The 21,209-nt window shown below is 68.3% G+C and carries 23 protein-coding genes and 1 tRNA gene; 10 read left to right on the forward strand and 14 right to left on the reverse strand.

Translation table 11 applies throughout. The features are described from left to right. Positions 1-109: 109 nt before the first annotated feature. From BN6_RS37505 to BN6_RS37550, 10 genes are all read right to left on the reverse strand, one after another. Positions 110-1,807 carry a TIGR03767 family metallophosphoesterase gene (locus BN6_RS37505; RefSeq protein ID WP_015105088.1) on the reverse strand — a complete coding sequence of 566 codons (1,698 nt, stop codon included), beginning with the start codon at positions 1,805-1,807 and terminating at the stop codon, positions 110-112. Between the two features lie 139 nt (positions 1,808-1,946). Then, entirely contained in the window at positions 1,947-2,234 is a 288-nt protein-coding gene (locus tag BN6_RS37510; RefSeq protein ID WP_015105089.1) for a chorismate mutase, read from the reverse strand. Beyond that, positions 2,224-2,517, reverse strand: a complete 294-nt coding sequence (locus BN6_RS37515; RefSeq protein WP_015105090.1) for a hypothetical protein — start codon at positions 2,515-2,517, stop codon at positions 2,224-2,226. The genes BN6_RS37510 and BN6_RS37515 overlap by 11 nt, the downstream gene beginning before the upstream one ends. A gap of 448 nt (positions 2,518-2,965) precedes the next feature. Continuing rightward, positions 2,966-3,760, reverse strand: coding sequence for an exodeoxyribonuclease III (locus tag BN6_RS37520; protein WP_041315484.1), 795 nt, complete (start codon positions 3,758-3,760; stop codon positions 2,966-2,968). Between the two features lie 11 nt (positions 3,761-3,771). Next, on the reverse strand, positions 3,772-3,993 hold the full coding sequence (locus BN6_RS37525) for a hypothetical protein (RefSeq protein WP_041315486.1): 222 nt from the start codon (positions 3,991-3,993) through the stop codon (positions 3,772-3,774). Between the two features lie 7 nt (positions 3,994-4,000). After that, entirely contained in the window at positions 4,001-5,317 is a 1,317-nt protein-coding gene (locus BN6_RS37530; RefSeq protein ID WP_041315488.1) for a cytochrome P450, read from the reverse strand. 61 nt (positions 5,318-5,378) lie between these two features. After that, on the reverse strand, positions 5,379-5,690 hold the full coding sequence (locus BN6_RS37535; RefSeq protein ID WP_015105093.1) for an SH3 domain-containing protein: 312 nt from the start codon (positions 5,688-5,690) through the stop codon (positions 5,379-5,381). Positions 5,691-5,815: 125 nt separating this feature from the next. Beyond that, positions 5,816-6,055, reverse strand: coding sequence for a hypothetical protein (locus BN6_RS37540; RefSeq protein ID WP_015105094.1), 240 nt, complete (start codon positions 6,053-6,055; stop codon positions 5,816-5,818). 188 nt (positions 6,056-6,243) lie between these two features. Further along, positions 6,244-6,477: a hypothetical protein gene (locus BN6_RS37545; protein ID WP_041315490.1), complete on the reverse strand. Its 234-nt coding sequence runs from the start codon at positions 6,475-6,477 to the stop codon at positions 6,244-6,246. Positions 6,478-6,551: 74 nt separating this feature from the next. Next, complete coding sequence (locus tag BN6_RS37550; RefSeq protein WP_015105096.1) at positions 6,552-7,772, reverse strand: NADP-dependent isocitrate dehydrogenase; 1,221 nt, start codon at positions 7,770-7,772, stop codon at positions 6,552-6,554. Between the two features lie 137 nt (positions 7,773-7,909). Between BN6_RS37550 and BN6_RS37555 the strand changes: the two genes are divergently transcribed. Next, positions 7,910-8,716 (forward strand): metal-dependent hydrolase, encoded by an 807-nt coding sequence (locus tag BN6_RS37555; protein ID WP_015105097.1) that lies wholly within the window; start codon positions 7,910-7,912, stop codon positions 8,714-8,716. A gap of 108 nt (positions 8,717-8,824) precedes the next feature. After that, positions 8,825-9,301 carry a hypothetical protein gene (locus tag BN6_RS37560; protein ID WP_041315492.1) on the forward strand — a complete coding sequence of 159 codons (477 nt, stop codon included), beginning with the start codon at positions 8,825-8,827 and terminating at the stop codon, positions 9,299-9,301. 185 nt (positions 9,302-9,486) lie between these two features. On the opposite strand, the gene BN6_RS37565 is transcribed toward BN6_RS37560, so the two are convergent. Both BN6_RS37565 and BN6_RS37570 read right to left on the reverse strand, forming a co-directional pair. After that, positions 9,487-9,744 carry a hypothetical protein gene (locus BN6_RS37565; protein ID WP_015105099.1) on the reverse strand — a complete coding sequence of 86 codons (258 nt, stop codon included), beginning with the start codon at positions 9,742-9,744 and terminating at the stop codon, positions 9,487-9,489. 197 nt (positions 9,745-9,941) lie between these two features. Continuing rightward, positions 9,942-10,015 (reverse strand) — tRNA-Gly (locus tag BN6_RS37570). Positions 10,016-10,129: 114 nt separating this feature from the next. Between BN6_RS37570 and BN6_RS37575 the strand changes: the two genes are divergently transcribed. The 4 genes from BN6_RS37575 to BN6_RS37590 all read left to right on the forward strand — a co-directional run bounded on the left by BN6_RS37575 (position 10,130) and on the right by BN6_RS37590 (position 15,405). Continuing rightward, positions 10,130-11,236: a J domain-containing protein gene (locus BN6_RS37575; protein WP_015105100.1), complete on the forward strand. Its 1,107-nt coding sequence runs from the start codon at positions 10,130-10,132 to the stop codon at positions 11,234-11,236. 71 nt (positions 11,237-11,307) lie between these two features. Next, positions 11,308-12,483 (forward strand): LLM class flavin-dependent oxidoreductase, encoded by a 1,176-nt coding sequence (locus tag BN6_RS37580; protein WP_015105101.1) that lies wholly within the window; start codon positions 11,308-11,310, stop codon positions 12,481-12,483. A 162-nt stretch (positions 12,484-12,645) separates the two neighbouring features. After that, positions 12,646-13,455 (forward strand): hypothetical protein, encoded by an 810-nt coding sequence (locus BN6_RS37585; protein WP_015105102.1) that lies wholly within the window; start codon positions 12,646-12,648, stop codon positions 13,453-13,455. Positions 13,456-13,794: 339 nt separating this feature from the next. Further along, positions 13,795-15,405, forward strand: coding sequence for a recombinase family protein (locus tag BN6_RS37590; protein ID WP_015105104.1), 1,611 nt, complete (start codon positions 13,795-13,797; stop codon positions 15,403-15,405). Here the strand turns inward: BN6_RS37590 and BN6_RS46305 are convergent. Further along, positions 15,402-16,469, reverse strand: coding sequence for an HNH endonuclease (locus BN6_RS46305; RefSeq protein WP_148303164.1), 1,068 nt, complete (start codon positions 16,467-16,469; stop codon positions 15,402-15,404). The genes BN6_RS37590 and BN6_RS46305 overlap by 4 nt on opposite strands. A gap of 96 nt (positions 16,470-16,565) precedes the next feature. On the opposite strand from BN6_RS46305, the gene BN6_RS37595 reads away from it, so the two are divergent. Beyond that, entirely contained in the window at positions 16,566-17,123 is a 558-nt protein-coding gene (locus tag BN6_RS37595) for an NUDIX hydrolase (protein WP_015105106.1), read from the forward strand. On the opposite strand, the gene BN6_RS37600 is transcribed toward BN6_RS37595, so the two are convergent. Continuing rightward, positions 17,100-18,380, reverse strand: coding sequence for a hypothetical protein (locus BN6_RS37600; RefSeq protein WP_051075877.1), 1,281 nt, complete (start codon positions 18,378-18,380; stop codon positions 17,100-17,102). The genes BN6_RS37595 and BN6_RS37600 overlap by 24 nt on opposite strands. A 268-nt stretch (positions 18,381-18,648) precedes the next feature. Between BN6_RS37600 and BN6_RS37605 the strand changes: the two genes are divergently transcribed. From BN6_RS37605 to BN6_RS37610, 3 genes are all read left to right on the forward strand, one after another. After that, positions 18,649-18,912 (forward strand): hypothetical protein, encoded by a 264-nt coding sequence (locus BN6_RS37605; protein WP_015105108.1) that lies wholly within the window; start codon positions 18,649-18,651, stop codon positions 18,910-18,912. A 465-nt stretch (positions 18,913-19,377) separates the two neighbouring features. Further along, a complete protein-coding gene (locus BN6_RS47165; RefSeq protein ID WP_158509484.1) occupies positions 19,378-19,515 on the forward strand; it encodes a hypothetical protein in 138 nt (45 codons plus the stop codon). Beyond that, a complete protein-coding gene (locus BN6_RS37610; protein WP_015105110.1) occupies positions 19,515-20,906 on the forward strand; it encodes a replication initiator in 1,392 nt (463 codons plus the stop codon). Before BN6_RS47165 ends, BN6_RS37610 begins: the two co-directional genes overlap by 1 nt. Positions 20,907-21,209 lie beyond the last annotated feature (303 nt).

Genomic DNA, 21,209 nt, shown 5'->3' on the forward strand with positions numbered 1-21,209 from the left:
ACCCTAGGCGGCCAAAATTCCAGCCCCGACCCCGGGAGTGAGATGAGGCACGTTCAGGTGACGTGCGTCTCCCCCCGCGTCACGGGCCCGCGACGCGGGTGGCGGGCGGTCACGCGGTGACCGGGGAACGGCCGGCGACCAGCAGTTCGGCGTTGCGGTCGGTCGGCGCGCCGACGGCGTTCAGGTCGGCGTGCGGGTCGTTGAAGGCGAACTCGCGGGCCAGCGAGGCCAGCCCGCGCGGCGTGGCGTCGTCGTAGTCCACCGCGTAGGGGGCGTCGCCCTCGACCAGGGTGGTGAACAGCGACAGGGTGCCGTCGCCGTTGTCCACGAGTTCGATGACCCGGGCGTGCTGCGGGTGGTCGACGTGCGCGGCGGTGTTGATCTCCCAGAACGCCCGGTCGCCGGTGCCGTGCGGGACGATCCTGTTCTCGTGGGTGTGCCCGTTGACCCAGGCGACCACGTTCGGGAACCGCTGGAGCAGGCCGACCAGGGCGTTGCCGTCCAGCCGGGGGTCCAGCGGGCGGCGGCGGTCGGGCAGCACGTTGCCCATGGTCCAGCTGGTGTGGTGGCTGAACAGGATGAACAGCTCGTCGGTGACGGCCTGGGTGCGCTTGAGGCCGAGCCCGTCGTAGTAGCGGGAGCTGTTGCGGCGCAGCACCTTCTCCAGCCAGAGGTACTGGTGCAGGCCGATCGAGCCGTCCGCGAAGCCGGCGGTGGTCGTGGTGTCGAGGCTGATGCCGGTGACGCCGGGCGCGATCCGGAACGTGTAGAAGACGTCCACGCCGTCGGCGTTGTCCGGGGTGAAGCCGTGGCCGACCGGGCCGGGTCCGGTGTTGCGCGGGTCGAGGTGGGCGCGGACGAACTCGGCGGTGCCGAACGGCCGGCGGCGCGGGTCGGCGGTGACCGTGCGGACCAGGCCCCGGTTCGCGGCCAGGACGAGCGCGGCGTCGGCGGCGTGCGCGGGTTCGGTCATGGCGCGGGCGATCCGGGCCGAGTCGTCCTGGGCGAAGCCCATGACCTTGCGGTTGCCGGTGTAGAGGGCGTCGATGAACGGGATGCCGTCCGGGAGCGAGCCGACCACGCTGTCGTCGTGGTTGCCGAACGTGCAGTACCACGGGATGCGCAGGCCGGGGCTGTCGAACGGCCGGATCACCGCGTCGAGCAGCGACGGGACCAGCGGGAAGCCCTTGGCCTTGTAGTCGTCGGCGAGGGTGCTGCCGGGGTTCCAGTAGGACTTCACGCCGGAGTTCTGCACGCCCTCGTAGCGCGCCGGGTCGCCGGTGTTGGCGGTGATCCGGCCGCCGTTGAGGACGGTGAGGAACCAGTCGAGCTCGACCTGCTCGTGGTTGTCGGTGTTGTCGCCGGTGGTCATCATGAAGTCGATCGGGCGGCCGGTGAACGGGCCGCCGGGCAGCGCGTTGACCTTGCGCACCAGCGCGGTCGACGTGTGCTGGGCGAGCGTCTCGTGCGCCCGGAACGCGCCCGAGCCGATCAGCGGGTGGGTGTGCTCGAAGCGCGCGGGGCTCTGGGTGTCGACCATGTGCATGTCGGTGAACTGGACGAAGCAGGCCAGCGGCCGGCGGTGGTCCAGCCGGGCCGCGCCCGGTGCGGCCAGGTCGCCGCGCACGACGAGCGGCCAGCCGGGTCCGGCGGTCAGCCTGCGGTAGCCGGCCTGGCCGACCGGGGTGGCCGCGCCGTCCAGCGTGGTGCCCGTGGTGCCGGTCGCGGAGGCGGGTGGGCCGCCCCAGAGGACCGTCGCGCCCGCGACCCCGGCCGCCTGGAGGAATCCCCGTCGGTTGAACGCCATCGACCCACTCCTCACCTGAGATTGGTGAAAGAGTTTCATGATCTGTGGCCCGGGTCACCAACACGACGTGAAGTGCGGCCGAACGAGCGAAGACGAACCCGCCCCACTCACCCCGTCCCCCACTCACCCCGTTCTCCGCTCACGCCCGCCGGTGCTCGTCCAGTTCGAGGTCCACGAACGCCCCGATCATCGCCCGCCACACGGCCTCCGCGACCGCCGGCGACAACCCCTTCTCGGCGGCGAGCCGCACAACCCCCTCGATCACCCGCTCGACCCGGCCGGGATCCCGCACGGCTTGTTCGTCGACCTTGAACCGGGCAGCCACCTCGACCATCCGCTGCCGCCGCGCCAACAACCGCACCAGTTCGGCGTCCAACCCGTCGATCCGCGCCCGGACCTCGTCCAGCGAACCCGGCTCAGCAGTCATCACAACGCCGAACCGCGACCAGTCCGGGCGCCGCACCGCCGGTAGCGGGCACCGGGATCCCGTTGCCGATCCGCTCCCACGCCCGGGGGTCCCCGGTGATCTCGGCCCAGTTCTTCACGAAGTCGGCCGGGTTGTTGTGGTGGCAGCCGGGCAGGTGCGCGACCCTGGCGGGGCTGATCAGGATCAGGTCGTGCGGGTTCGCCCGCCGGGCGGCGGTGGTCCGGGTGTGCTCGCACTGGCCGACCAGCAGTTCGCACCTGGCACAGCGGTCCTCGTCGGTCATCGCGCTCCATCCGTCTCGACGTGGCGGCTCACGACTCGCCGTCCGCCCGGGAGCCATCCTCCGCGCCCGACCCGACTTCCGCCCCCGGTTCGACCGGACCGCGCCGCAGCGGCCCGAACCGGGAGCGCGGAAACGCGGGCTACGCGACAGCGGCGGCAACCGCGCAGAGGGCACTCAACCCGCCGACCACCAGAGGCACCTTTCGCCTCTGACTGGTCAACCTGCGGACACGCCTCAGCTCGACCAGGACGTGACTGGTGCCGAACTGAGATCCGCTCCGGCTTTCCTCTGAGCCATGGTGGAACTTCGCTCACGCTGGAACGTCCGAGTGCCTCTGCCCGGAATCCGGCCTCGGTGGAGCGGTGAAGTTCCGACGACGACGAGATCGACAAGTCGACCACAGAGCTGAAGCCGGCGACACGCTGCGTAGAACCGGCTATCGGCCGGGTCAGTCGCCGTACACGACGGTCACCGGCGCGTGGTCGGTCCACCGCTCCCCGTACGACGGGGGCCGCTCCACCACCGCCGACACCGCACGGGCCGCCAGCGCGTCGGTCGCCACCTGGTAGTCGATCCGCCAGCCGGAGTCGTTGTCGAACGCCTTCCCGCGGTACGACCACCACGTGTACGGCCCCGTCACGTCCGGGTGCAACGAGCGCACCACGTCGACGTACCCGGCCGAGAACACGCTGGACAGGAACTCCCGCTCGGCCGGCAGGCAGCCCGACGACTTCTGGTTCGCCTTCCACGCCTTGAGGTCCACGTCGCGGTGCGCGATGTTCCAGTCACCGCACACCAGGACCTCGCGCCCGTCCGCCGCCGCCTTCTCCCGCAGCTCCACCAGGTACGGCAGGAAGCCGGCCATGAACCGGTCCTTCTCGTCCTGGCGCGGGGTGCCCACGTCACCGCTGGGCACGTACACGCTGGCCACCACCACCGTCGGCAGCTCGACCTCGACGTACCGCCCGGACAGCTCGAACTCCGGCACCCCGAACCCGACCCGGACGGCCGCCGGCTCCTCCCGGGTCAGCACGGCGACACCGTTGCGCCCCTTGACCTCCGAGTGCGCCTGCGCCATGTGCCAGCCGGCGGGCGACCGGACGTCCTCGGTGAGCTGGCCCGGTTCCGCGCGGACCTCCTGGATGCACACCACGTCCGCCGGCGTCGCGGCCAGCCACTCGCGGTAGCCCTTCTTGGCGGCGGCACGCAGCCCGTTCACGTTCACGGTCGACACGGTGAGCACAGCCGAAGAGCCTAGTCGCGGTCGGCGAGCGCCCAGCCGTGCGGGTAGTGCGCGCCGCAGCCCGCGCAGGTCGCCTCCAGCCCGAGCTGGAGCACCAGGAAGCTGGACCCGCCCGGCGACGGCACGCCGCGCATCTCGTGCCCGTCCAGCTCCGACCGCAGACCGGGCCACTCGGGCGTGCACGCGCACTGGGACACCGCGCCGCGCCGGAACGAACGCCACCTCAGGAACATGCCACCATCACACCACCGATCGGACCCGGCGGGCATACCGGACCCGGCACGGCGAGTCCGGCCACTTGGTGTGCATCCCCGGCACCGGCCGCGGATCGGGGTCGAGCAGCTCGAAGTCGTAGTGCCGCAGCAGGGTCGCGACGATCAGCTTCATCTCCAGGTAGGCGAAGTGCACGCCGGTGCAGCGGTGCAGCCCGCCGCCGAAGCCGATCAGCGCCTGGCGCTCCAGCCGACCCTCCCGACCCTCGGTGTACCGGTCGGGCCGGAACTCGTCGGGGCGGGCGTGCTCCTCGGGCAGCCGGTGCGACACCGAGGGCGCGGCGATCACCATGGTGCCCTCGGGGATCTCGTGGCCGTCCAGCTCGATCGGCTCGGCCGCCTGGCGCACGAGCAGGTGCGCGACGGGGTGCAGGCGTTCGGTCTCGTGCAGGCAGTTGTCGAGGTGCGCCAACGCCTTCACGCCGGCCAGGTCGAGCTCGCCGGTCTCCGCGCGGACCCGCTCGACGTGCCCGGGGTGGCCGAGCAGGTCGACCAGCGCCCAGGAGATGTGCCCGGTGGTGGTCTCGTGGCCGGCCCACGTGAACAGCAGGATCATGTTGACCAGCACGGCGTCCGGGACCTTGGTGCCGTCGGCGTAGACCGCTTCGGCCAGGGTTTGCAGGAAGTCCGGCGGCACGGCGGGGCGCTCCCGGCGTTCCCGGATCATGCCGCCGAGCGCGACCCGCAGCCGGTCGCGGGCGCGGTTGCTGCGGACCACGGAGGGCAGCGGGAGCCGTTGCGGCGCGGCGGGGTTCATCCCGGCGGAGAACCGGCGGAACTCGGCGAAGAAGTCGCGGTCCATGCGCGAGCCGAAGTCCGGGCCGAGGAAGCAGCGGGCGGCGATCCGCATCACCAGCGGGCCGAGTTCGGCGGTCAGGTCGAACTCGCCGGTCGCGCCCAGCCGGTCGACGAACGCGGCCGTCTCGTCGCGCATCGCCTCGACGTACCCGTCCAGCTGCCTGCCCTGGAAGCGCGGCACGACGATCTCGCGCTGCCGCCGGTACTCGTCCACGCCGGCGAAGAAGTAGAACTCGGGCGAGAACATTCGCTCGAAGAACGGGTACGCGGTGCGGATCGACAACTTGCGATCCGTCTCACCGAAGAAGAACCGGTTGCGCTCCGTGCCCAGCAGCACCACCGCGCGCTTGCCGGGCAGGCGCAGCGAGAACACGTCCCCGACTTCCCGGTGGCCTCGTCCGACCAGCTCGACCGGTGTGCGGATGAACTCGACCAAGTGCCCCAGCACGGGTAACGCGCCGGACACCTGCGGAGGGTAGCGGCCCATGTCACGCACAGTGCCACCCCTGTCCGGGGCAGCACACCGCTCCCTGAGGGACTTTCACGTCCTAGCCGCAGTTACTGTCCGACGTCGGCGCGACGAAGTCGTTGTTCACCCACCGCCCGTCGGCCAGCAGCCGGAACCCGTTCTGCACCGTGCGCTCGGCCTTGACCACCGAGTCGCGCTGCATGGTCGACACGATCGGCTGGGTGTCGGCCGGCCCGGACCGGACGTTGAGGATGTCGGCGGTCACGGTGACCTTGCACTCCGCCGCCGCCTTCTCCGACCCCATCGGCTTGCCGCCGTTGGACACCCACATCACCCCCGCCGCACCGAGGACACCGATCACGATCAGCCCGCGCGTAGGAATCCCGAACATCGCCACGCCTTCCCGTACACCGCTCCTGAAGTGCAGATATAGCGCGGTTCGGGGCCGCACCGACGGCTGGCGGACCGATTCCACCCGGCAGGGGAACCGATAGGGTGACCGCCGCTACCCACAGGTCACCGCTCTTCGGGCTCCGGCGGATCGCCCTGGAGGATGCGCAGGACGTCCCGCGCGTGCTCGCGCTCGGCCTTGGTCCGGGCCCGCAGCGCCTCCCGCGTCGCCCGCCGCCGGTCGAGCGCCAACGACAGCTGCGGCAGGGCGTTGACCAGCACTTTGAGCTGCCACAGGGCGACCAGTGCGACCAGCGTCACGAACTCCTTGGACTCGATGAGCGCGAGCAGGACTCCCGAGGACATGCGGGGCTCCCACCGGCGGGGCGGGAGCGCACGGCTACCCGCGGACGACCAGGGCTGGAGGTCATCCGCGCGACGTCGGGGCCGCGCGTCACGTGGCTGGTCGAGACGAGCACCCGACCCGGCGGGCGAGTCGTCCGAACCCCGGCGACGGGCCGCCGGAACCAGGTTCGCAGCAGCGTGCCGGACACCTACGCACGCACCCGCCGTGACAGGTCCGAGAGCCGTTGCAGCAGCTTGACCAGCGCTTCCCGCGCCTTGACCGGCGGTCTCGCGGCCATGATGCGCAGCGCACGCAGCAAGTCCGCGAGGTAGCGCTCGCGGATCGCCGGTTCGATCGTCATCCGGTCGACGCTGGGGGTGGTGAAGCGGCGCAGCCAGCGCGACAGCCGGCCCGGGTGCCGTGCGGAGTCAGCGGCGCGCACACCGCCGTCGTAGGCCGGAGAACGCCGAAGGGGACCGCCCGGAAGCGGTCCCCTCCACGTGCGTCCGGTCGGACTCAGCCGGCCATCTTCTTCTGCAGGTTCTCGTCCAGCGTGCCGAGGAACTCCTCGGTGGTCAGCCACTCCTGGTCCCGGCCCACCAGCGCGGCCAGGTCCTTGGTCATCTTGCCGCTCTCGACGGTCGAGATGATGACCTGCTCCAGCGTCTCCGCGAAGCCGGTGACCTCGGGGGTGCCGTCCAGCTTGCCGCGGTGCTTGAGGCCGCCGGTCCACGCGTAGATCGAGGCGATCGGGTTCGTGGAGGTCGGCTTGCCGGCCTGGTGCTGGCGGAAGTGCCGGGTCACCGTGCCGTGCGCCGCCTCGGCCTCGACGGTCCGGCCGTCCGGGGTCATCAGCACCGACGTCATCAGGCCCAGCGAGCCGAAGCCCTGCGCCACGGTGTCGGACTGCACGTCACCGTCGTAGTTCTTGCAGGCCCAGACGTAGCCGCCCTCCCACTTGAGCGCCGCGGCGACCATGTCGTCGATCAGGCGGTGCTCGTAGGTGAGGCCGGCGGCGTCGAACTTGTCCTTGAACTCGGACTCGAAGACCGCCTGGAAGATGTCCTTGAAGGCACCGTCGTACGCCTTCAGGATCGTGTTCTTCGTCGACATGTACACCGGGTAGTTCCGCTGCAACCCGTAGGCGAACGAGGCGCGCGCGAAGTCCTCGATGGACTTGTTGAAGTTGTACATGCCCATCGCCACGCCGCCGTCGGGGCCGTAGTTGGCCACGACGTGCTTGATCGGCTCGGAGCCGTCCTGCGGCGTGAAGGTGATGGTCAGCTCACCCGCGCCGGGCACCTTGAAGTTGGTGGCCTTGTACTGGTCGCCGTGGGCGTGGCGGCCGATGATGATCGGCTTGGTCCAGCCCGGCACCAGCCGCGGGATGTTGGAGATGATGATCGGCTCGCGGAACACCACGCCGCCGAGGATGTTGCGGATCGTGCCGTTCGGCGAGACCCACATCTTCTTCAGGCCGAACTCCTCGACCCGAGCCTCGTCCGGGGTGATGGTGGCGCACTTGACGCCCACGCCGTGCTTCTTGATGGCGTTCGCCGAGTCGATCGTCACCTGGTCGTCCGTGGCGTCCCGGTGCTCGATGCCCAGGTCGTAGTACTCCAGGTCGACGTCCAGGTACGGGTGGATCAGCTTGTCCTTGATGAACTGCCAGATGATTCGGGTCATCTCGTCGCCGTCGAGTTCGACGACGGTCCCCTGAACCTTGATCTTGCCCATACTCAGGGCGCTCCTCTCGCGACAATGCAAGCAAGACAAGCGTACTGCTATGTCCGGCTGCAGGTGTGGCCACCCGGCTTGAATGGGAACGGGGTCACAATGCCTTAGCCTCCACTCACGATCTTGGAGGGGGCACCATGTCGACCGGACCCACGCACGCCATGAGCGGCTTACTGGCCTGGGCGGCGGTGACCGCGCTCGCCGAGAACCACCCCATCGGTCAGCTCAGCCCGCAGAGCTGGGCGGTCGGCGCGGTGCTGGCGACCGGAGCCGCCCTGCTGCCCGACCTGGACCACCCGTCCTCGACCATCTCCCGGACGTTCGGGCCGGTCAGCGCGGGTGCGTCGGCGTTGATCAACACGATCAGCTCGTTCGTCTACCGCACCACGCGGACCCGCAAGGACTCCAACCGCGACGGGGGCCACCGCGGGCTGACGCACACGCTCGCGTTCGCCCTGGCCTCCGCCGTGGGCACGACGGCCGTGGTCCAGCAGTCCCAGAAGTGGGCGCTGCCGGTGCTGATGTTCGTGTTCGCGGGCCTGGCCGTGCGCGGGATCATGAACGACTGGTGCCCGCAGAAGGACGCCCTGCTCATCACCGGGGTCTCCGCGGGCATCACGGTCCTGTGCGTGGTGTGGACCGAGCAGACACCGGCCAGCGCGGCGGCGTGCGGGGTCGCGGTGGGGGTGGGCTGCGTCGCGCACTACCTGGGCGACGCGATCACCGAGCAGGGCTGCCCGATCCTGTGGCCGATCCCGCTGGCGGGCAAGACGTGGTTCCCGGTCGCGCCGCCGAAGATCATGCGGATGCAGACCGGCGGCACCGTGGAGATGGCGATCGTCGGACCGCTGATCACGATCCTGTCCGTCTGGCTCTCGGCCGCGGCGCTCCAGCGCACCGGCCTGCTGCCGTTCCTGGACGGTTTCGATCTCCTGCCGATCTAGATTTCGGGAAACCGCCATTCGCAGGCTACCTGCACCTCACCCGAACGGACTAGCCTCGCCGGGAACCGCGACCCGGTGGCGGAGGGGACAGATCCACGTGGACGTGCGATGACGACCTGGCTCGGCCTCAACGCGGGCCACGACGACCCGCGCACGGCGGACCAGACGGCACTGGCGCTGTACGAAACCCTGCTGTTCCACGCCCAGGTGGTGTGCGTGCACGCGGTCGAGGACCACCACGCCATGTCGTTCCGGCTGACCGACGACCCGTCCGAGAACACCGTGTCGACGCTCATCGAGCGCGGCTACGGCGTGGCCGTGCACAACGGCAGCCTGCAACGCCTGGCGGGGCCCGAGCAGCTGGCCAGAGGCGCCCTCAGAGCCGCACTCGCCCACCGCGACCGCAAGGAAGGGCGCGCCCTGCGGTTCCCCGGCCAGCGCAGCCTGCGCGGCCGGTACGGCGTCTCGGACATCCTGGCGTTCAGCGCGATCGACGAGGTCCTGCCGCACGGCGTGCAGAGCGTCGACGCGCGCGGCGACCTCCAGCCCCGCTTCATCAACGGCAAGCTGGTCCTCAGCCTCTGAGCCGTGCCCCTGACCCGCGCCCCTGACCTGGCCCCTGACCTGGTCCTCCGGCCCGCTACCGACCCCGTTCCGCCCTCGCCGACGTGTGTATCCGGCCGCCGCAGACCGGTAGTCGCCGCCGTCCGACGGTCATGGGCGTCCGATGGTGGTCACGTCTCCGACAGTGGTCACGTGTCCGGTGGTGGTCAGCCCGGGTGTGCGCCGACGGTGTCCTTGATCTGCATCCCGAGGCTCTCCGCGCTGCGCGCGCAGTGGGCGCAGCAGAAGAACCGGCCCTCCACCTCGACGCCGTGCCCGAGGATGCGGCAGTCGCAGTGCTCGCAGCGCGGCGCGAGGCGTTGGATGGCGCACTCGAAGCTGTCGAACGTGTGCACGTCGCCGCTCACCGTGCGCACCTCGAACGCCATCCAGTAGTCGTTTCCGCAGACGTCGCAAGTCGCCATGGGCGCAGCGTGCGGCCTCTCCAGGACCCCGGCAACTCGAACGTCACCCGGCCGGCGGAACCGCGCTCGGCCGTGCCACCAGCCCTTGCCACCGCCACGTCCAGGTACGCCCAGCGACCCCGGTGGCCGACGTAGGGCGGCCGGAAGCAGCGCGGCAGGTCCTAGACCGCCGACGCCTCCCGCGCGTAGGTGCGAAGCGGACCAGGCCGGATTCGAACCGGCGTACTCCCGTCTCGGAAGGCGGGCGCGTCAACCACTGCGCTACAGGTCCCGACGAGCCGTCCGCGCGGTGCGCGACCGTGCTCCGCACAACACTAACCACGAGTACGCACCGGAAGACAGTGCCGAACAGAGTGCGCCGATCGGTCCCGCTAAGGTCTGCCGCGTGCGCGGGGTCGACTACTACGAGCTCCTCGGGGTGGGCCGCAACGCGTCCACGGCGGAGATCAAGTCCGCCTACCGGTCGTTGGCCAAGGTCATGCACCCCGACGCGGGGGGCTCGTCGCTGACCTTCCGCATGTTGCAAGAGGCCTACGACACGCTCCGCGACCCGACGCGGCGGCGCGACTACGACCGGGGGTGGTCGTTCACCCGGCCGCAGTCCCGGGCGACCTCCACCCGCCCGCCGCGCTCCGGCCGGACCGGGCGGCTGCGCAACTTCGGCGAAGACCCCGACTTCGTACCTCCGAAGCCGGACGTCGATCTCGGCGACGTCCCGTGGTGGCACCTGGTCGACGTCGCGCAGCGGGTCCGGTACGTGCCCGTCGCCGGTCCCGGCCACGCGCCCGCGCTGGCCGCGGTGTGCGGCTGGTTCTTCCTGCTGCTGCCCGTGGTGGCGGTCGACTTCTCGCCGCTCACGCTGACGTTGTGGCTGCTCGTCGTGGGCGCGGCGGCCGTCGCGGCGTTCCGGTTGGTGCGGCGGTACTTGGCGGCCGTGCGGGCGGACCGGGCGTTCGCGCACGAGGTCGACGCGGAGGTGGTCCACGGCACCACGGACGACCGGGTGTGCGAACGGCTCACCGCGGACCTGCTGGCCCGCTACCTGACCAGGTTGCCCGGCGCGCGGGTGTTCCACGGCCTGGCCTGGCCGGGTTCGGTGTTCGCCGACGTGGACCACGCGGTGCTGTGCGGGCGGCGGCTGGTGCTGATCGAGTCGAAGTCGTGGCTGCCGGGGCACTACGCGGCCGAGGACGACGGGACGCTGTGGCGCAACGGGCACCCGTTCCGGGGCGGCGGCACGCGGTTGCCCCGGAGCCTCGCGGTGTACCGGAAGCTGTTGCCGTGGCTGGAGGTCCGCACGGTGGTCGTGGTCTACCCGAGCCGGGCGGGCGAGGTGACGACGGACGACGGGGCCGACACCCTCGTGCCGCCGATGACGCCGGCGCAGTTCGTCGAGGAGATCGGCGACTGGCTGGCCGATGACCCGGCCACCGTGGACCGCGAGGCGTACCGGCTGCTGCTGGCGCAGGTCGTGCCGATCAGCCGCACCTGAATGGCCGCTGCCGCGGGGCCGTCCGCCGGGCTAATTTCTGCGGACCCTGCTGACGGGTGGAGGAGCGCGCGGTGAAGGTCGACGTTTTCAACGAGATCCAGGACCCCCGGCCGTGGCAGGACGGGCACCAGCACGCGCGCATCACCGAGGCCCTGGAACAGGCGAAACTGGCCGACGAGCTGGGCTACGGCTGCTGGTGGCAGGTCGAGCACCACGGCGCGGAGGAGTTCAGCCTGTCGTCCGCGCCGGAGCTGGTGCTGGCGGCCATCTCGCAGCACACGTCGCGGATCCGCCTGGGCCACTCGGCCGTCCTCGCGCCCGCGTGCTTCAACCACCCGATCCGGGTCGCCGAACGGGCCGCGATGCTCGACCACCTCAGCAACGGCCGGGTCGAACTGGGCCTGACCCGCTCGACCGCGCCCGAGTGGCGGCTGTTCGGAGTCGACCCGGCGGACGTGCGGCGGCAGACGCAGCAGGCGTTCGAGATGGTGCCGAGGATGTGGACGCAGGAGCGGTTCTCCTACTCCGGCGAGGGCTTCGAGATCGACGACGTGCCGATCGTCCCGAAGCCGCTGCAACGGCCCCACCCGCCGCTGTGGCAGGCCGCCGCGACGCCGTCGTCCTTCGAGGAGGCCGGGAAGCGGGGCGTCGGCGTCCTCGGGACGACGATCTGGGAATCGGCGGAACGCGTGCGGCGGATGGTGCGCCTCTACCGCGAGGCCGCGGCGGCGTGCACCGAGCCGGTCGGGGCTTTCGTGAACAACCAGATCGCGTTCTTCACGTTCGTGCACTGCGCGGCGACCGACGAACAAGCGGTGAAGAACGGCGCGGTCGCCGCGGCGGCCTGGTACACCGTCCGGGCGCTGACGTTCTTCGAGGCGGCGGATTCTTTCGTGGAAACCGTGCGCCACCAGCAGGACATCATGGCGGACCCGTCGGGCGGCGGCCTGACCGGCGATTTCCTCCGGGCGGAAGCCGAGGCGTTCACCGGCCCGAACCGCGCGCAGGTCGTGATCGGGCGCGTGCTGCAAGGCGAAGAGGTGCCCGACGAGGAGATCTTCGAGGCCCTGAACGAACAGGACTCACTGATCGTCGGCAGCCCGGAAACATGCCGGAAGAAACTGCGCACCTACGCCGACCTGGGCATCGACCGCCTGATGGCGTTCCACCAGGTAGGCAGCCTGTCACACGAGTCGGTGATGACCAGCCTGCGCCTGATCGGCGACCTGATCCCGGAGTTCGCCTGATCCCCTCCGCTCCCCCACGAATACCCCTTTGACCTTTCCGGCATCGCCCACGCGGACCCGCCCGTTACTGCAATACACTCGAACGAGTGGTGCTCGATTTCCGGCTAACGGGCGGGTCGACCTCCGCGATTCCTCAGTACGTCGAATCGAGGGGTAATCGTCATGACCTATCCGCAGAGTGCTCAGGCGTACCCACCAGCCGCACCGCAGCCCAAGCCGACCAAGTTCGGCGCGCTCGCGTGGACGGCGCTGATCCTGGGAATCGTGGGCGTCGTCGGCTCGCCCATCATCATCTTGAACAACCTGACCATCGTGGTGGCGTTCGTCGGGGCCGTGCTGGGCGTTATCGCGCTGTTCGGCACCAAGAAGGTGCTCGCGGGCATCGGCACGGCGCTGTGCGTCCTCGCGATCGTCTTCACGGTGATCGCCCAGAAGGCCGCCGTGGAGAAGATCGACGAGATCATCAACGGCACGACCAACCAGGGCCAGGTCAGCAACGGCGACGCGGGCAAGGGCCAAGTGGGCAACGGCGACGAGGGCAAGGGTCAGGCGACCCAGGCCGACGCGGCGAAGACCCCGCCAACCTGGGGCCAGCGCTACACGTGGAAGAGCGGTCTGGCCGTGGAGGTCTCCGTGCCCGCCGCCTGCACCCCCGGCCAGTACGCGTCACCGCAGGGCGTCGAGCGGGCCGTCAAGATCACCGTCACGGTCACCAACGGCACGGACAAGGCGTTCGAGACAGCGCTGCTGACGATGGGCAGCGACGCCCAGTTCAACAGCAAAAAGGCGGAGCAGATCTTCGACTCCAACGGCCAGTGCGGCGGCGGGGGTCTGGACAGCGCCACGGTCCTGCCGGGCAAGACCTACACCTACGAGACGTCGTACTCGGTCGGCACGCAACCAGGCGAACTGCAGGTCACGTTCCAGCCCGATTTCGGCTCGGACAAGGCAATCTTCGTCGGCCAGGCATAACCGCAGCACCCACGTGGCCGTCCATCACGAGACGGCCACGTGCGGGAAGGTCACCAGCGCCCAGCGTTCAGCGCGCACACGGGGCCGGAGACGACGGCGGGACCACTACGTCGATTCACTTGACGAGCCGCGAACGCGATCGAGGGACGCCACCGCCGTCTCGGCGGTGGCGTCCTCTTGCCGGCAGGCCGGACGAACGCGTGCCACCATGTCGCGCATGACCCCGAAGCTCTGCCTCGCACAGGACACCGACGCCGACGAACTGCTGTCGAGCAGCCCCCTGGCCCTGCTCTTCGGGATGTTGCTGGACCAGCACACTGTCTGATGTATGACTAGCTCATGGAGCAGTCAGACTGGGTCCGCCGAGCCCACTGGGGCGACTTCGAGGGCATGAACCTGGCGGGCCTGGTCCGCCTGTCGTTCGAGCTGAGCCACGACGACCCCGACGCCAACCCGCGCCGGGTTCCGTTGTCCGGCAAGGACATCAGGGGCCGCGAGGAGCAAGAGAAGGACTGCCGCACCTACGTGGAGTCGCGCAACGGCGTCTACATCCACACGTACGTGGAGCCCGACACGTCAGCCTGGAAGCGCAAGCGAGTCCAGATGCCCGACGGCTCCTGGGCCTACCGCGTAGTCCGCCCGATCTTCGAGGGCGCTCTGGACGACCTCAAACGCGGCAAGACCCCGGACGGCCGCCCCTTGGATGGCTTGGTGGTCTACGACATCGACCGCCTGACCCGCGACAACAGGCACCTGGAGGACGCCATCGAGGTGGTAGAGCACTTCGGCCGCCCCATCCTCGACATCACCGGCACCCTCGACCTTCTGACCGACAACGGCCGCACGGTAGCCCGCATCGTCGTAGCCACGACCAACAAGCAGTCAGCCGACACCTCCCGCCGAGTCCGCCGCAAGCACCGCGCCCTTGAACAGGCAGGCATCCCCACGGGAGGCCGCCGCCCGTTCGGCTGGAACCAGGACAAGCGCACCCTCAACGAGACCGAGGCCACCGAAATCCGGAATGCAGCAGACCGGATCGTCAAAGGCGCACCCCTGGGCGCAATCGTCACCGACTGGAACGACCGCGGAGTCCTGACCCCACTGGGCAACAAGTGGAGCGGCCAAACCGTCAAGACCGTCTTCCGCAACCCTCGAATCTGCGGCTACCGGTCCCGCAACGTCCGCGAGATCAACCAGGAGACCGGCACCGAGTCGTTCCGCGTGGAGATAGTCCGCGACGACGCAGGCGAGCCAGTCATCGGCCAGTTCGACCCGATCTTGACCGTCACCCAGTGGGAGTCCGTCACGGCAGTGATCGGTGCGCACGCTATTGCAGGCAGAGGCAAGAACACCCGCACCTATCTCCTCACCGGCACACTCCGCTGCGGCAAGGAGAACTGCGGCGCAAAGCTGCGCGCCACCAAAGCCCATCACACCCGCGTGAAGGACCCAACGCGCTTCTACTACTCGTGCGAGGCCAAGAGCAACGGAGGCTGCGGCGGAGGCGTCAGCATCCAGGGTCGCGAGGTAGACGACTGGGTGACTGCGGCCGTCATCCGCAAGTACGAGAAGGAAGCCGAACGCCGCGAAGCCCAGACCACCCCGGAACCATGGCCTAACGAAGCAGAGCTGGCAGAGGTCCGCGCCGACCTCACCGAGCTGGCCAAGGCCCGCAAGTCCCGACAGATCTCCGCAGCCCGCTACTTCGCCATGCTCTCCGACCTAGAACAGCAGGAGCGCACACTACTAATAGACCGCGAACGCTGGCTAGCCAAGACCGCTAGCACCAGCCCCACCAACGCCACCATCCGCGCTGACTGGGACACCTACCCCCTGGCCCAGCGTCGTGCCTACATCGAAGAGGCCCTAGCAGCCGTCATCATCCACCCATCCAACGGCCGCCGAGGCTTCCACTCCGACCGCATCGAACTAGTCTGGCGACAGAATTAAGGATTGTTAATCCGCCATACTACGATTGCGATGACACAGAGAAGGCAGGAGAGGAAGACTCCGACGCCGACACCCTTCCAAAATATATCCGACGTCTTGGGCGCGTGGTATACCACCCGTGGAGCCACATCGCGACTATTCTCGATTTCCGTCACGACATTCCGCAGGACCGAATCAGCGCTGTCCACAGCCCTGCTAAAACCACCCGAAAGGAGGCGAAGGTTCTCAACAACGGAGCTAAGGTCATAGTGGGAAGGCATGGTTTCTACAGCGCTCTGCATTTCACGCGCAGCAAATCTGAGAGAACTGGAATTGTCCTCCAAGCCACGCAATCTATCTGCGGCACTCGAAAGAGTGGAGGCTGAGTCTTCCAGATTCACCAAGCGATGGGAGGCCGCCAAGAGCGTGGAAGCAGAGTCCTCGAGGCCACCAAGCCTACGAGCGGCGCCATTCAACATGGAGGCCGAATCTTCCAGATGGCGCAGCATAAGTGCCGACTCGTTGAGCAGCGCTATGGCATCTACGTCTAGATAAGGGCGATCGAACACCTCAGCAACAAGCACCCTCAATGTTTGAGCCGCCTCGCCACTAATACCTTCAAGACGTTCGATCGCCGCAAGCGTCTCCCCCTTTACTTCCTGTACGGTGTCGGTCAGGATGCTTTCGAGCTTGTCTTGTGTCAGATTATCCAGACCTTCCAATTCAGATGCATAGTCGCCCTCGCGATCAACCTTCCACTTTCTCAGAAGCTCTACAGTATAGATATTCTCATTACCCTTTCGGTCGACCATCTTATGATGCGGTGGACACAGAAGGATCAAGTTGGTGAAGCTGCGACGCTCTTCATCGCCAACGTTTTCGTCGTAACGAGGACCGTTTTCCTTATGTGCCACTATGTGCGCAATCTCAACGTTCACCTCCGGTCCCGTCTCGACGTTTCTAATAACCTTAGCGGGACACTCCGGCGCATAGCACCGCCCACGACTCAACATAAAAAGGGCTTTTTCAGTTCCCGTGGTGTAACTGCGCTGGTCCACCGCTACCTCGCAAGCAGGGATGTACACGACCCGCACATCATGCCAACAGGCACCGACAATTCCATATAAGGTGGATTTCCCCTGGCAGGATGCTTCGACCTACACTCATGTAGCGTTTGCTACGTGGCTGTTGAGGAACCTACCGGCGCGCTGACACGCTGGACCATCCACGGCGAGCGTCTGGTGGACGACACCCGCAAGCTCAACGTCAGCATCGCCCACGTCGAACTACCGGACGGCGTGCACTTCGAGCAGTGGGTTCTACGGATGCCCAAGGCCGTCATGACCCTGGTCCTGGACGACGCCCACGAGCACGTCCTCATGATCTACCGCCACCGCTGGATCATGGACCGCTGGACCTGGGAACTCCCCGGCGGCTACCTCGACCCCAACGAGGACCCGGCAGCCTGCGCCGAGCGCGAAGCCATCGAGGAGACCGGCTGGAAGCCCAGAAGCATCAAGCTCCTGACCACCTTCCAGCCCCTCACCGGCACCGCCGACTTCGAGAACCTGATCTACCTGGGTGAAGGAGCCGAGAACACCGGCCAACAGCCCGACGTCAACGAGGCCGAACGAGTCGCTTGGATTCCCCTGGCCAACATCAAGGACATGCTCGCCAACGGCGAGATCATCGGAGCCGCCGCACAGGTGGGCCTGCTACACGTTCTTGCCTTCAGCTAGCCCGATGATCCCCATCTCCCGCATCTCCCTGTACAAAGCCTCAACCGCCGGCGCACCCCGGAACGGCCGAAGCCGCGTAGCCACGTCGACCAGATAGGTCACCGTCCGCACGGAGTTGAGGTTGCTCGCCATCCGCAGCGCATCCAGCCCAACCGAACACGCCTCCTCCACCCGCCGCTGATCAGCAAGGATCGACGCAAGCAACGCCGTGTTGAACAGCCGCCCGCGCTCATACCCCTCACTCATCTCCAACGACCGCCGAGCGAACCCTTCAGCCTCATCAAGCTGCCGCAGCTCCCGGAAGCAGTGCGCGAACTTGGCCGCCAGGTAAGCCGCATCGAAGTACCCCAACCACTCAGGCACCTCAGAGCCCTCAGCAGCCGAGAACAACGCCTCAGCCTCCCGAAGCGCCACACCAGCCGCTTTCGGGTCACGCTGCAACGCCAACCCGTGCGCCTCCATCACCGCGGCTTCGGCCTTCAACACCCCGAGCCCAGTCCGCGAAGCCGTGTCCCGAGCCCCGCGCGCCAGGTCGACCGCCACCAGCGACGACCGGAAGAACGCCGCGTGATGGCTCATCCCGGCCAGCATTTCGGCAGCAAGCGCGTCATCCCCAACGTCCTTGCAGAGCTGGAGCGCCAACCGGAGATGCTTCCGCCCAGCCTCAACGGCCCCGACGTCGTAGGCCATCCACCCGGCAAGCTGGTTCATCTCCGCGACGGCCCCGAACAGCTCCCGCCGCACCCCATCCCGGAACCGTCCACCCCGCAGCAACGGCACAGCCTCGCTGACGAGGTACTGACTGACCGTGGCTCGCGCGTGCCCACCACCGAACCGGTTGTCGAGCTGCCGGAACGTCCGAGTCATCGCCCGCAACGTCTCGACATCAGCCGGCCCAACCTCACGATCGGCCACCACCTCCGAGGCACTCATCGTGAACCAGCCGAACGGCCGCCCGTCACGCACCGCCTCGACCTTCCGATCGGAAGGCTCCTCGCTCAACCTGAACCACAAGAGGTACGCGGGGATGCGCAGGACCCGAGCCCAGTAGTCGAGCTTCGACAGGTCTTGCGGCGGCACCGGGTACCTCTCCATGTGCGACACCTGAGCCTGTGACACCCCGAGCCACCGCGCGACCCGTGCCTGAGTCATCGCGGGTGAGTGCCCGTACCGGTAGGCGTGAATGACCTTCCCGAAGTGCCGGGCAGCGAACGCCTCCCGAAACCTCTCGGTACACCAGAACTCCGGCAGTTGCATCGGCGCACGCGTAGACATCACCTCACGACGTCCGCAGACAGAACAAAGCTGCCCACCGTTGTCAGCCGCGAGCTTCGTCTTGCACCTGCGGCACCGCCGAACCGGACTCATGACCACCCCTGACCTGTGCCTCAAGCCGAGTGTAACCACGCCGCTACGCAGTGACCTGCGGATACTCAGAACGTAAATATCTCACTCACGAACTTTGTCCCCCGAGCCGCAATCGCCCCCGATCGTCGTAACCGACGCAACGACGGAGGGAGTCGGGATGGCCTTCTACGTACTGGCGTACCCGGAGGAGCAGGCGAGCGCGAGCTTGGTGGAACCGACCGCCGGACAGCCGAGCTTGATCGCCGAAATCGGCGATTCGCAGATCGCAGTCCAGTTGTCCAACCATCCGGGCGCGGCCCGCCTGGCAGCGAAGTTCGCGTGGGACTTGGCAAAGGCCGCAACGGAGTTCGCGACCCGGTGCCAGCAGCTCGCGTCACCGTACGCACCGGCACAGGGCAAGCACGCCGAACTGATCAACTAGCCCATGTCCAGGGAGGTCGTAGAGGGCGCGTTGACCCTGGCCATGTACGTAGCCGCGTGCGTCGTCTGGGGATGCGTTGCCCTCTACGCCTTGATCTGTGGTGTCCACGCGCTGTGGCGACGCCGCACGGCCCGCGCCCAAGCACGTCGAGTAGCCGCAGAGATAGCCGCCACGGTTGCCGCGATCAACGCCACCACACCATTTGACCAGCACTGACGCAGCACACGAGGCCGCGACAGACGAACGCAATACAAGCCCCACAAACGACACCAGAGGCTACGGCCAGCAGTGCGGCACATGATCCCAAAACGGAACGAGGGCATGCCCTCACGGGGTGCCGTACAGAGACGCGAGAACACTTCCCTTCACACCATCACGGGGTAGATCCCCACAGCGCTTGTGTTGCCCTGTCACGGCTTCCCGACCGTGAAGGGAAGTGTTCTTGTGGGCCCGACGCCCGACGAGATGTGGGAGTGGGCAGAGCAGCAAGCCGCCTCCACACCCGCGTGGACCGATGAACGCTGGCAGCGCGTCAACGCCATCTTCGGCATCCGCCTGGCCGACGAACAGCGCCCGCCGCAGCAGTACCCGGAGGCCGCCTGATGAGCGGCCACGAGTTCGACGCGCGCGACATCCCGCCGTACCTGCGACTGCTGGCCCAGGGTGCGACGAACAAGCAGGACTTCGTTCGCTGGAAGGAAATGGTAGCCAGCACGCGCGGCTGTACGTCTCCCATCCGCCTAGTTGGCGAATCATCCACAGTGGACCCAACAAGCGGCGAGGTACTGGCCACCTACTCAACGTGGGACGAGCCCAACGAGTACCTGCTGACCGCGTGCGGCAACCGCAGGGCGAGTCGGTGCGAGGCGTGTGCACGGGTCTACGCCGACGACACGTTCCACCTGATCAAGTCCGGCCTCGCCGGCGGCCGGGACGTGCCGGGTTCAGTCGCCACCCACCCACGCGTGTTCGCGACGTTCACCGCGCCGTCCTTCGGCCCAGTCCACAGCCGTCCCACGGACCCAGGCGGACACGTCCGCCCATGCCACCCTCGCCGCGAGGGACCGTCGTGCCGGGCGCGACACGTCGAGGATGACCCGCTACTCGGACAAGCCATCGACCCAGACACCTACGACTACGCCGGGGCCGTGCTCTGGAACAACCGCGCGGGCGAGTTGTGGCACACGTTCGCCGTGTACCTCCGTCGCCACCTGGCGGAAGCCCTCCAGGTCCCGCGCTCCCGCCTGACCAAGTTCCTGCGGGTCGAGTACGCCAAGGTGGCCGAGTACCAGGCCCGTGGGCTTGTGCACTTCCACGCCGTCATCCGCCTGGATGGCCCCGCAGGCCCCGAGGAGCCACCACCGCCGGGAGCGGACATGAGCCTGCTGTGCGACGCGATCACCGCCGCAGCCCAAGCGTCACGTGTCCACGTCCCTGGCCACGGCCAGACGATCCGATGGGGCAAGCAGCTCGACCTCCGCCCAATCGAAGGCACAGACGAAGCGGGCTGGACCGACGCGAAGGTCGCGCGGTACATCGCGAAGTACGCCACGAAGGGAGCCGAGGCGGCAGGCACCGTCGACAGGCCGCTACGCACCATCGCCCACCTGGACCACGTTCGCGGCCTGACCGACCACGCACGCCAGATGATCCGGACCTGCTGGGAGCTGGGCGACGACCAGGCCCACCTGAACCTCCGGGAGTGGGCGCACATGCTCGGGTACGGCGGCCACTTCTCCACCAAGAGCCGCCGCTACTCGACCACCCTGGGCACCATGCGCGCCGACCGAGCCCGCTTCCGAGCCGACCGCGCGAGAGAGCTGGCCGGACTTGAACCCCTTCCTGTGGAGCAGCCCACGATCCGCGTAGGCCAGTGGTCGGTTGCAGGCATCGGCTACACCAACGCCGGAGAGGAGGCATGGGCCGAGACGATCCGCGAACAGCACCGCTTCAAGCCGATCCCCCGCCCGACCGACTCAGACCCCGCAGCCTGATAGGGCCGGTTCAAACTTTCTTCTCCTTGGTCAAGGCGCTGGCTGCGCCAGCGCGGGCACCCTCCCCTCTGTCCAAATCCACGCCGCTTGCGCGCGGCCTCCGGCCGTGCTCGCGGCGCGGCGCGGACAGGGAGGGTGCCCCACGCACGCCAGCAGGACGAAGAACCCGACCCACCGCATGGTCAAGGCCGTGACGATCGCGAGGCCACTCTGCTTGATCGAGCTGGGCACGGCGATCGACGCCACGCCACCGCTCCGCGCTGTCGCGCCAACGAACGCAGCACCGCCCGAGCCTTCATGAGA

It is taken from the genome of Saccharothrix espanaensis DSM 44229 (genome assembly GCF_000328705.1).
GTDB classification, from domain to species: Bacteria; Actinomycetota; Actinomycetes; order Mycobacteriales; family Pseudonocardiaceae; genus Actinosynnema; species Actinosynnema espanaense.